General features: G+C 73.4%; 11 protein-coding genes. 2 read left to right on the forward strand and 9 right to left on the reverse strand.

Annotated features, from left to right (window positions below; genetic code table 11):
• From OZN99_RS17235 to glcF, 3 genes are all read right to left on the reverse strand, one after another.
• The coding region (locus OZN99_RS17235) for a hypothetical protein (protein WP_270936498.1) at positions 1–279 on the reverse strand (279 nt) is incomplete at its 3' end.
• 78 nt (positions 280–357) lie between these two features.
• Positions 358–1,392: a Bug family tripartite tricarboxylate transporter substrate binding protein gene (locus OZN99_RS17240; protein WP_270936499.1), complete on the reverse strand. Its 1,035-nt coding sequence runs from the start codon at positions 1,390–1,392 to the stop codon at positions 358–360.
• Positions 1,393–1,457: 65 nt separating this feature from the next.
• Positions 1,458–2,786 (reverse strand): glycolate oxidase subunit GlcF, encoded by a 1,329-nt coding sequence (gene glcF / locus OZN99_RS17245; RefSeq protein ID WP_270936500.1) that lies wholly within the window; start codon positions 2,784–2,786, stop codon positions 1,458–1,460.
• A gap of 125 nt (positions 2,787–2,911) precedes the next feature.
• Here glcF and OZN99_RS17250 point away from each other — a divergent pair, with 125 nt between their 5' ends.
• Positions 2,912–3,730: a bestrophin-like domain gene (locus OZN99_RS17250; protein WP_270936501.1), complete on the forward strand. Its 819-nt coding sequence runs from the start codon at positions 2,912–2,914 to the stop codon at positions 3,728–3,730.
• 142 nt (positions 3,731–3,872) lie between these two features.
• On the opposite strand, the gene OZN99_RS17255 is transcribed toward OZN99_RS17250, so the two are convergent.
• The 6 genes from OZN99_RS17255 to ykgO all read right to left on the reverse strand — a co-directional run bounded on the left by OZN99_RS17255 (position 3,873) and on the right by ykgO (position 9,231).
• Complete coding sequence (locus OZN99_RS17255) at positions 3,873–4,247, reverse strand: hypothetical protein (RefSeq protein WP_270936502.1); 375 nt, start codon at positions 4,245–4,247, stop codon at positions 3,873–3,875.
• Positions 4,248–4,300: 53 nt separating this feature from the next.
• On the reverse strand, positions 4,301–5,104 hold the full coding sequence (locus tag OZN99_RS17260; protein ID WP_270936503.1) for an ABC transporter permease: 804 nt from the start codon (positions 5,102–5,104) through the stop codon (positions 4,301–4,303).
• A gap of 11 nt (positions 5,105–5,115) precedes the next feature.
• Positions 5,116–6,312, reverse strand: coding sequence for an FAD-binding protein (locus OZN99_RS17265; protein WP_270936504.1), 1,197 nt, complete (start codon positions 6,310–6,312; stop codon positions 5,116–5,118).
• 87 nt (positions 6,313–6,399) lie between these two features.
• Positions 6,400–7,830 carry an FAD-linked oxidase C-terminal domain-containing protein gene (locus OZN99_RS17270; protein WP_270936505.1) on the reverse strand — a complete coding sequence of 477 codons (1,431 nt, stop codon included), beginning with the start codon at positions 7,828–7,830 and terminating at the stop codon, positions 6,400–6,402.
• Positions 7,831–7,924: 94 nt separating this feature from the next.
• Complete coding sequence (locus tag OZN99_RS17275; protein ID WP_270936506.1) at positions 7,925–8,923, reverse strand: catalase family peroxidase; 999 nt, start codon at positions 8,921–8,923, stop codon at positions 7,925–7,927.
• Positions 8,924–9,105: 182 nt separating this feature from the next.
• A complete protein-coding gene (ykgO, locus tag OZN99_RS17280) occupies positions 9,106–9,231 on the reverse strand; it encodes a type B 50S ribosomal protein L36 (protein WP_109872693.1) in 126 nt (41 codons plus the stop codon).
• Between the two features lie 169 nt (positions 9,232–9,400).
• On the opposite strand from ykgO, the gene OZN99_RS17285 reads away from it, so the two are divergent.
• Positions 9,401–10,384 (forward strand): Bug family tripartite tricarboxylate transporter substrate binding protein, encoded by a 984-nt coding sequence (locus OZN99_RS17285; protein ID WP_270936507.1) that lies wholly within the window; start codon positions 9,401–9,403, stop codon positions 10,382–10,384.
• Positions 10,385–10,482: the final 98 nt, after the last annotated feature.

The following is a 10,482-nucleotide window of genomic DNA, read 5'->3' on the forward strand; positions in this document are numbered from 1 at the left end:
GTCCGGCGCGTTGCCCTGCAGGTTGCGCGCGCCGCGCCGCAGCAGCAGCCCGGCGGCCGGCGAGACGCCCTGCGCCCAGATCACGCGGATGCGCTGCTCGACCAGCTGCGCGCCGCTGCCGTCCGGCGCCGCCTTCAGCGCCTCGAACAGGCGGTCGAGCTCGGCGCGGCGGGCCTCGGCCTGGTTCGGCCGGCCCTGGCCGGGCGTCGCGGCAGTGGGCGACTGCGCGGAAGCCAGCGCGGGAAGCAGCAGCAGCGGCAGCGCGACGAGGCGGAGCATGGCGCCGAGCCTAGCCCAGAGCATTCTCAAGCCAAGCGGAATCGCTTGGCGACGCGGAGAATGCGACCAAACAAGCTGCTAGCGCCCCAGCGCGATGCCCGCGTCGCGCACGATGCCGCGGAACTTGGCAAGCTCGGCGGCGAGGAAGGCGCGTGCCTGGTCGGGCGTGGTGGGATCGGCGGGATCGACGCCGGCAGCGACCAGCCGCTCGCGCGCGGCGGGCTCGGCGAGCGCGGCCACCGCCGCCTCGTTCAGCCGCGCCAGCAGGGCCGGCGGCAGGCCACGCGGGGCGAGCAGGACGTTCCAGGTGGTGACGTCGAACTCCGTCAGGCCGATCTCGGCCAGCGAGGGCAGGTCGGGGAAGAGCGGGTGGCGGCGCGGCACGGTGATGGCGAGCGCGCGGGACGTGCCGTCGCGCACATGCGGCGCGGCGGAGGCCAGCACCTCCACCGAGAAGTCCACCTCGCCGGCCGCCATCGCCGCCAGCACCTGCGCGCCGCCGCGATAGGGAATGTGCTCCGCTTCCAGCCTGACGCCCGGGCCGCCGGCCTGGGAGAGCAGGTATGCCGCCGTCAGGTGCCCGATGCCGCCGGCACCCGAGGTCGCGAAGGAGAGCGCGCCGGGCCGGGCGCGCACCGCGTCCAGCAGCGCGCGGATGTCGCGATAGGGCGACCGGCCGGGCACCACCACGACCATCGGGCCGCCGCCGACGACGGCGATGGCGGTGAAGTCGGCCACCGGGTCGTAGGGCGTGGTCTGCGGCAGCGCGGCCGGATTGGTCCCGTGCGAGGAGGCGGTGGCGAGCAGCAGCGTGTAGCCATCCGCCGGCTGCCGCCGCACATGGTCGGCGCCCAGCGAGCCGCCGGCGCCGGCGCGGTTCTCCACGACGATGCGGGCATTCGGGCCCAGGCGCGGCGCCATGCGCTCCGCCAGGATGCGCGCCGCGATGTCGGCGGAGCCGCCGGCGGTGAAGGGCACGACGAGGGAGATCGGCCGGTCGGGCCAGGCGGCCTGGGCCAGCGCGGGCAGCGGCAGCGCAGACAGGGCGGTGGCGAGAAGCGCGCGGCGGCGCATCGCGGGATCCGCGCGCCGGCGCGGGTCGTGGCTGGTCATGAACGATGTCTCCTGGCCGCGAAGGAAGGGGCCGGCGCCGGGCTGTCAAGCCGCGCCGGCCAGGCCTATGCGGCCTTCGCCTGTCGCACCGCCGTGACCTGGGCGGGCTCGGGCCCGCCGGCCATCCAGTCCAGCAGTTCCACCGTGTGCACCGTCGGCATTGCCCCGCCGGCCAGTTGCGTCATGCAGCCGATGTTGCCGGAGGCGATCAGGTCGGCGCGGGTGCGTTCCAGGTTGCCCAGCTTGCGCTCCCGCAGCTTCGCGCTGATCTCGGGCTGCAGCAGGTTGTAGGTGCCGGCGGAGCCGCAGCAGAGATGGCCCTCCGCCGGCTCCTTCACAGCGAAGCCGGCGCGCTTCAGCAGGTCCTTCGGCGCGGCGGTGATCTTCTGGCCGTGCTGCAGGCTGCAGGCTGCGTGGTAGGCGACGGTCACGCCCGGCGCCTCGCGGCTCGGCGTGTAGCCGAACTTCAGCAGCACCTCGGAGATGTCCATCGCGATCCCGGCCACGGCTTCCGCCTTCGCGGGCCAGTCGCCGGGCTCGCTACGGAACATGAAGCCGTAGTCCTTCACCGTCGTGCCGCAGCCCGAGGCGTTGACCACAACGGCATCCAGCCCCTCGCCCTGCATCTCGGCATGCCAGGCGGCGATATTGGCGCGCGCTAGGCGCATGGCGGGATCGTGATGGCCCATGTGGTGGTCCAGCGCGCCGCAGCAGCCCTGGCCCTGCGTCACCACCACCTCGATTCCCATGCGGGTCAGCAGGCGGATCGTCGCCTCGTTGATGGAGGGCGCCAGCACCTGCTGCGCGCAGCCCGTCAGCAGCGCGACGCGGCCGCGGCGCTCGCCTTCGGCGCGATGCAGGCCCGGCTTCTGCATCGGGCTGTCCTGCGGCACTGAGTCGGGGGCGAGGCGCAGCATGGCGCGCAGCCGTTCCGCCGTCATCGACCGGCCGGGCACCAGCGGCGCGAGCTTCTTGCCGAGGACGCTGCCGCGCAGCGCCAGCCGGAAGCGGTTCGGATAGGGCAGCAGGAAGGAGAGCAGGCGGCGCAGCGCGCGTTCCGCCGGCGGGCGCGTGTAGGTCTCCTCGATGTGGCGGCGCGCATGGTCCACCAGGTGCATGTAGTGGACACCGGAGGGGCAGGTGGTCATGCAGGACAGGCAGGAGAGGCAGCGGTCGACGTGCTTGACCACCTCCGGCGTCGCCGGGCGGTCGTTCTCCAACATGTCCTTGATCAGGTAGATGCGGCCGCGCGGGCTGTCGAGCTCGTCGCCCAGCAGCACGAAGGTCGGGCAGGTCGCCGTGCAGAAGCCGCAATGGACGCAGGTGCGGAGGATCCGGTTGCTCTCCGCGACGTCCGGGTCGCGGAGTCGGTCCTCGGTGAAGCTGGTCTGCATGAGCCCTCCCTCGACGTCCAGATAGGCAGTCGGGCGCCGCAGGGAAAGCGGCGTCGGGCCGTTGCGACCCCGCGGGGCAGCGGCCATGCTCGGCCACCGGCCGATGCGCAGGGGGAGAGCGGGGCATGGGGCTGCTGATCGAGATCGCCGCCATCAGCCTGGTCGCCTTCGCGTTGGTGATGCTGGTGCTGCAGTTCGTCTCGCTCTGGGTGGGGACACGGCTCGGGCTGCGCCATGCCGGGCGCGTCGCGAGCGGCGAGAAGGACCCGGTGGAGGGCGTCGGCGTGGTGGTCGGCGCGCTGCTCGGCCTGCTGGCCTTCACGCTGGGGCTGGCGATCTCCGTCGCCGACACCCGCTTCAACGACCGGCGGCGCGCCGCGCTGGACGAGGCGAACGCGATCGGCACGGCCTGGCTGCGGGCCGAGGCGATCGGCCATCCGCGGGGTACGGAGATCGCTCGCCTTCTGGAGCGCTACACGGAGACGCGGATCGCCTGGCTGACCGCGCCGCGGCGCAGCGCGGAGTTGACGGCGGCGACGGCCGAGACCTCCCGCATGCAGACGCTGATCTGGGGCCATGCCGCGGCCATCGTCCGGGAACGGTCGGATCCGGTGGCGGCCTCGCTGATGGGCTCGCTGAACGACGCCTTCGACATGGCGACAGCGCAGCGCTGGGCCTTCGATGGGCAGATGCCGGCGGAGTTGCCATGGCTGCTGTTCGGCCTGACGCTCGTCGGCGTGGGCGCGCTGGGCTACCAGTGGGGGCTGGAGCGACGCTGGCACCCGATGATCGCGCTGCTGCTGATGGGTGCCTGGAGCGGCTGCCTCGTGCTGATCGTGGACCTGGCGCAGCCGCGGATCGGCAATGTGCGCGTGGATATCGGGCCCTACCAGTGGACGCTTCAGGGCTTCCAGGGCGGCGTGCCGATCCCGCCGGCGCCCTAGCCCGCGATCGCCCTGAGTGTGCACACCGAAGGTGGGCACGGCGAAGGGCGGGAATCGCCGGGCCAGAGAGGCTGGACGGGCGTGGCCCTGAACGCAGTCAGGGCCACGCCGGTCCAGCGCACAGGCGTCGGGCAAGCCCGCGTCAGGGAAGGCGGCGGCTGCGGCGGCGGCGGCCCCAGCGGCGATAGGCGCGGCGCCCGTTCCAGCTGGCGCCGAGCAGGCCGCCGACGGCGCCACAGGCCGGCAGGAAGTAGAAGGCGACCCGCTTCGCATAGGGCCCGCCGAGGTCGCGGATGCCCGCATAGCCCGCATAGTTCGTGGCCACCACGATGGCGACCAGGCCGCCGATGATCGCGCCCACCATGAAGCCGGTCAGCGCGCCCTTGAGGGTGTAGACGGTGCGCGAGCCGAAATGGTGGCTGCGCTGCGACGGCAGGGGCGGGGCAGCGGCGGGCGCCGCCGCCTGGGCGGGCGGCGACTCGGGCTGGGGCGCTTCGGCGGTGGTGCCGTTCGACATGGCCCTATTCTGGCAGCGCGCCGGCCGGGCGGCCAGAGCCCCAGCCGCGGCGGTCACCTTGGCCCATCGCCGCGCCAGTTCCGCCAGGCGCGCCGTCCCATCCGCAGCCCGAGGGCCGCGCCGCCAACCAGCGCCGCCAGCGGCATCAGCCCGAACACCACGCCGATGGCCTGGCCCATCGCGCGGTCACCCATGCCGTCGGTGCTGCCGAGCAGCATGGCGAGCAGCCCGGCTCCCGTGCCGGCCAGCATCCCGCCCAGCAGGAAGCCGAGCATCCCGATCAGCAGCGCGTGGCCCATCCGGCTCGGTGCCGCGCCCTGCTTCAGCCCGGCCAGCGCCGCCGGTGCGGCCACGGCCAGCACGACCGCCCACATGACGGCGTCGGATGACCAGAGCCGGGTCGAAAGCAGCGCTTCCCGCGCGACGAGATAGGCGAGGAAGCCGATCGGCAGCCCGATCGCCCCGCCGAGGACCAGGCCGACCAGCCCGCCCAGCGGCGAGCCGCGGCGTGGCACGGCAGCCGGGGCCACGGGCGCCGTTCCGGCCGGCCTTCCGGTGGCGGGCACCGAAGCGCGGGCCGAAGGCGAGGGCGCCGGCGCGCTGCCCAGCGACTCGCGGAAGGCGATCAGGCGGTGGAACAACGCGTCGAGGTCATGTGGCCGCCCGTCGGCCTCGAAGGGCCAGGACTCCACCAGGTTCTGGAACTCGCCCAGCCGATGGCGCGGCAGCCGCGCGGTGATCTCCCGGATCAGCGCGTCGCAGCTCGGCCCATAGACCTCGAGGCCATGATGGACGATGTCGTGGTGGCGGCTGTCGCCCGGGCGGCCGTTCGGCATGGCGCGCCAGTCTGGCAGCACGCCCGGCGCCGTTACAGCCCTGCGCGCATCCGTCCGGGGTTGAGCACGCCCGCCGGATCGAGCGCGGCCTTCACCCGCGCGCCGATGGCGGCGAGCGCGGCCGGTTCCTCGGGCAGCACGGCGACGGCGGCGCGCAGCGGTTCCGGCGCGCGGAACAGGGTGAAGGCGCCGCGCGCAGCTGCGGCGACCGCGACCACCGCGGCATGCATCGCCTCGGTGGCGGGGCCGGCGATCCAGACCAGGCCGCCGCCCCAGTCCAGCAGGCAGCGCGCGCCGGCTGCCTGCGCCGCGGCGGCCACCCCGGGCCCTGCGGAGGGCCGGACGGAGACGCGCCAGATCGCCTCGGCATCGCCGGCGCCAAGCGGCTGGGCGTCGCGGATCGCCGCCCAGAGCGCGGTCGATTCCTCCGCCTCCAGCATCCGCAGGTCGCCGTAGGGCGCGAGAGCCTCGGCCAGCCTTGCGCCGCGATAGGCGACGGACTCGGCGAAATCCTCGAGCCGGAGGAACGCCACGTGGTTGGCCGGGCCATCGGGGCCACAGAAGGCGGGGATCAGGGCCGCGCCGGTGACGCCGTAGGGGCTGCCGAGGCCGGCGCTGAGCGCCTTCACGCCGGTGGCGATGTCAGGCACGCGGATGCCGAGGCTGGCCGAGGTCTCGGCGGCCGGCAGCACCTTCAGCGTCACCTCGGTCAGCACGCCGAGCGTGCCGTGGCTGCCGGCGAGCAGCTTGCAGAGATCGAGGCCGGTCACGTTCTTGAGCACGCGGCCGCCGCTGCGCACCACCTCGCCCGCGCCGTTGACGAAGCGGATGCCCATCAGGTGGTCGCGGATGGCGCCGGCGGTGATGCGGCGCGGCCCCGAAAGGTTGGTCGCGACGATGCCGCCGATGGTGGCGGGCAGGTCGGCGCCGAACAGAGCGCGCGTGTCGGGCGGCTCCGGCGCCAGCATCTGGCCCTTCCCGGCCAGCGCGGCCTCGATCTCCGGCAGCGGGGTGCCGGCGCGGGCGGAGATGATCAATTCCGTGGGACGGTAGAGCGTGATGCCGGTGAGGTTGCGCGTGGAGAGCGTGCGCGCCGCCTGCACCGGCCGCAGCAGCGCGCGCTTCGATCCGTTGCCCTCGATGGCCAGCGGCGTGCGCGTCTCCGTCGCCAGCGCGACCTCGCGGGCGATGTCGGATTCGCGATGGGGCGCGATCTGGTCGGCGGACATGTGATGGCTTGTGGCGCAAGCCGCCCGCGCCGCCAAGCGGGATCGGGCAGCCTCAGTCGCCCCGGCTCCGGGACCGGGGCGGCGGCCTCAGGCTGCCGCGTCCTCCAGCGGGAAGACCTTGTGCGGGTTGAGCAGCCAGGCGGGGTCGAAGGCCGTCTTGATGCGGCGCTGCTGGTCCAGCTCGTGGCGCGCGAACTGCACGCCCATGAGGTCGCGCTTCTCGACGCCGACGCCGTGCTCCCCGGTCAGGCAGCCGCCGACCTCGACGCAGAGCTTCAGGATGTCGGCGCCGAAGGCCTCCGCCTTGCGGAAGCTCTCGGGATCGTTGGCGTCGAACATGATCAGGGGATGCAGGTTGCCGTCGCCGGCGTGGAAGACGTTGGCGACCTTGAGGCCGTACTGCTCGCTCATCTCGCCGATGCGCTTCAGCACGCCGGGCAGCTCCCCGGTCGGGATGGTGCCGTCCATGCAGAGGTAGTCCGGCGAGATGCGGCCGACGGCACCGAAGGCGCCCTTGCGTCCCTTCCAGATGGCGACCGATTCCTCCGCCGTCTGCGCGACCTTCAGGCTGATCGGATCGAAGCGGGCACAGATCTCCTTGATCTTCGCCAGCAGCGAATCCTGCTCCGCCTCGCTGCCCTCGACCTCGATGATCAGCATCGCCTCGGCATCCAGCGGGTAGCCCGCATGGGCGAAGGCCTCGCAGGCATGGATGCAGGGCTTGTCCATGAACTCGAGCGCGACGGGGATGATCCCCGACCCGATGATGGCGTCCACTGCCTGGCCGGCGATCTCCGTGCCCTTGAAGGCGGCGAGCATGGCACGCGCGCCTTCGGGGCCCCGCAGGATGCGCACCGTCACCTCCGTGACGATGCCGAGCTGGCCCTCGCTGCCGGTCATCAGGCCGAGCCAGTCGTATCCCGCCGCGTCGAGATGCGCGCCGCCGACCTGCACGATCTCACCGGTCGGCGTGACGAAGGTGAGGCCGAGCAGGTTGTTGGCGGTGACGCCATACTTCAGGCAGTGCGCGCCGCCCGAGTTCATGTTGACGTTGCCGCCGATCATGCAGGCGAGCTGGCTGGACGGATCGGGCGCGTAGAAGAAGCCCTCATGCTCCACGGCTTTCGTGATGCCGAGGTTGGTGACGCCGGCCTCCACCACCGCCAGGCGATCCTCGAAATCCACCTCCAGGATGCGGTTCATGCGCATCAGGCCGATGACGACGGCATCCTCCAGCGGCAGCGCGCCGCCGGAGAGGCTGGTGCCGGCGCCCCGTGGCACCACGCGGATGCCGTGCTGGTGGCAGTAGCGCATCACGGCTGCGACCTGCGCCGTGGTGGTGGGCAGCACGACGGCCAGCGGCGGCATGCGGTAGGCGGTGAGGCCGTCCGTCTCGTAGGGCTTGAGCCGGAGGGGCTCGCTGATCGTGCCCTCGCCGGGGACGATGGCGCGCAGCGCCGCCACGATCTCGTCGCGGCGGGCAAGGACCTCGGGCTTGGGCTTCGGAAGCGCGATCATGCCCGGAAGATGGCGACGCGCCGCGCGGCGGGCAAGCGCGTGGGCGGGGAGGGCCGGCGCGGCAGGGCCGCAAAGGCCCCCTCCCCGCGCCCGCCTATTGCAGCCGGCGCGACAGCGACACCGCATAGGCGCCGGCGCGCACCTGCAGCGTCGGGTCGTCGCTCAGCTCCACGCCTGGCGCCTGGTCCAGCGACATGAAGCTGATCGGGTCGCAGGCACCGCCTGGTCCGGGCGCGACCTCGGTCACGGTCAGGCGGCCGACCACGGCGCGGGGACGGTCGTCCGGCCACGCGATGGTCGGATCGTTCAGGTCGTCGCCGGCGGCGGGAAACTGCAGGACCATGTCGAACTCGACCGGGCCGGCGGCGACGCGGCGGCGCAGCTCATCGGCCAGGAAGTCGCCGGGCATGCTGCGCATCTGCTCCTCGGTCAGGCGCTGCGTTCCGGCGCGTGGCTCGAAGACCCAGCGGGCGGGGCGCAGCTGGCCGTCCTGGCCGCGGAAGACAAAGGTGTTAACGCCCCAGTAGGGCGTGGTCGCCCAGCTGGCCGGCGGGCTGTTGGCGGCAAGCCAGCGGCCCTGGCGGGTCACCGCCGGGTTGGCGGCGACGAAGGCGTTGATCGCCTCCGTGTTCGGCTGGCCGTTCGCCGGGTTCGGTCGGCGGACGAGCAGGTTCTCCACGAAGACCTGCGGGTTGGGCGCGCCGAAGACCGGCACCGAAATGTTGGCCATGTCCCAGATGTCGCCCGCCGGCGTCTCGAACCGGATGGAGAGGCCGCGGGTGCTGCGGGAGGTGTCGGAGGCCTGCGGGCTGCCCCCGCCGACGCCGAAGCGGATGAGGGTGGCCACGCGCTGGCCGCTGAAGGTCGGCGCGACGGACAGCCGCGTGCCCTCCGCCGTCGCGACGAAATGACCGGCGGCGCAGGTGCCCTTGGCGTGGCTCGGCCGATGGGTGCGGACCGGGCCGAGCACGGCCTCGAAGGCATCCACCAGGGCGTCGGGCGAGGGCTGCGCGCGGGCCGGGGTGACTGCGACGAGGCCGGCGAGCGCAATCGCCAGCGCAAGCGGACGGGATGGCATGGCGCGGGATGGCATGGGACGTCTCTCCTCCTCCGGGGGTCCATCGCGGCTTCGTCGGCACGCGGCAGAGGGTTACGGTGGGATGGAGCGGTCGCGGCGCAATGCCCGGGCGCCGTCGAAACGCAGAAAACCGCGCCGGGAGGCCCGGCGCGGCGTTCCAGAACCATCTGGGGCCGGACGAGCCGGCCCGTCGGCCTTCAGCCCTGGCGGGCCTTCAGGCGGGGGTTCTTCTTGTTCAGCACATAGACCCGGCCCCGGCGACGCACCAGGAAGCAGTTCTTGTCGCGGGTCTTCGCGGTCTTGAGCGAGTTGCGGATCTTCATGGCTCTGGCCTTTCGAGCGGGCGCAGATACGGGCCGGGGCCAGGGCTGTCAACCGCGCCGGGCGCGCCCACCGGGCCCACGCCCGGGCCGCCGCAGGCGGAACGGCAGGGGCGCCACGAAACTTCGCACGGGCTCATCCGCTCCCCGATCGCACGCGGAGTCCCCGACCATGTCCCATGCCATCCCACGCCGTACCATGGGCCGCATCCTGATCGCCGGCGGCCTCGCGCTGGGCGGCCCCGCCCGGGCCCAGCCGGCCTTCCCGAACCGGCCGCTGCGCCTGGTGGTCCCCTTCCCCGCCGGCGGCACCACCGACATCCTGGCCCGCATCGTGGCGGAGCCGCTGGGCCGGCGCCTCGGCCAGCCGGTGGTGGTGGACAACCGCCCCGGTGCCGGCGGCGGCATAGGCGCCGACCAGGTGGCCAAGGCGGATCCGGATGGCCACACGCTGCTGATGACCACTATCGGCACGGCCGCCATCAACTACGGGCTCTACCCCAACCTGCCCTACAAGGCATCCGACCTGGCCGCGGTGACCAACGTGGCCGACGTGCCGAACATCATCATCGCAGCGCCAGGGCTGCAGGCCGGCACCCTGGCCGAGGCGGTGGCGCTGGGGAAGCGGAGCCGCGACGGGCTGACGATCGGCAGCTCCGGCAACGGCACCAGCCTGCACCTGACCGGCGAGTTGCTGCGCCAGGCGGCGGGGATCGACCTGATCCACGTGCCGTTCCGCGGCTCCGCCCCGATGCTGACGGAGATCATCGCCGGACGGGTGGACCTGGCGGTGGACAACCTGCCCTCCTCGCTGGCGCATATCCGCGAGGGGCGGCTGAAGGGGCTGGCGGTCACCACGGCGCGGCGCAGCCCCGCGCTGCCCGACGTGCCGACGACGCGGGAGGCCGGCTTCCCGCAGGTGGATGCGGTGGCCTGGTTCGGCATCCAGGCCCCGGCGCGCACGCCGAAGCCGATCCTGGACCGGCTGGCGCAGGAAATCCGCGCGGTGGTGCAGGACCCGGCGGTGGCCGCGCGCATCGCCGAGCAGGGCGGCGAGCCGGTGGGCAATGCGCCGGAGGAGTTCGAGGCGTTCATCCGCCGGGAGATCGCCCGCTGGGGCGAGGTGATCCGCAACGGCAACGTGACGGTGGATTGAGGGCGCGTCGCGAGCCCGGGGTCACGCCCGGACGTCAGCCCTCATGCGCCGGCCCGGGCGCGGCGACGCGGCGCGCGCTGCGCACGGCGGCGCGGCCG

The sequence above is a fragment of the Falsiroseomonas oryzae genome (genome assembly GCF_027856955.1).
Lineage (GTDB): Bacteria > Pseudomonadota > Alphaproteobacteria > Acetobacterales > Acetobacteraceae > Falsiroseomonas > Falsiroseomonas oryzae.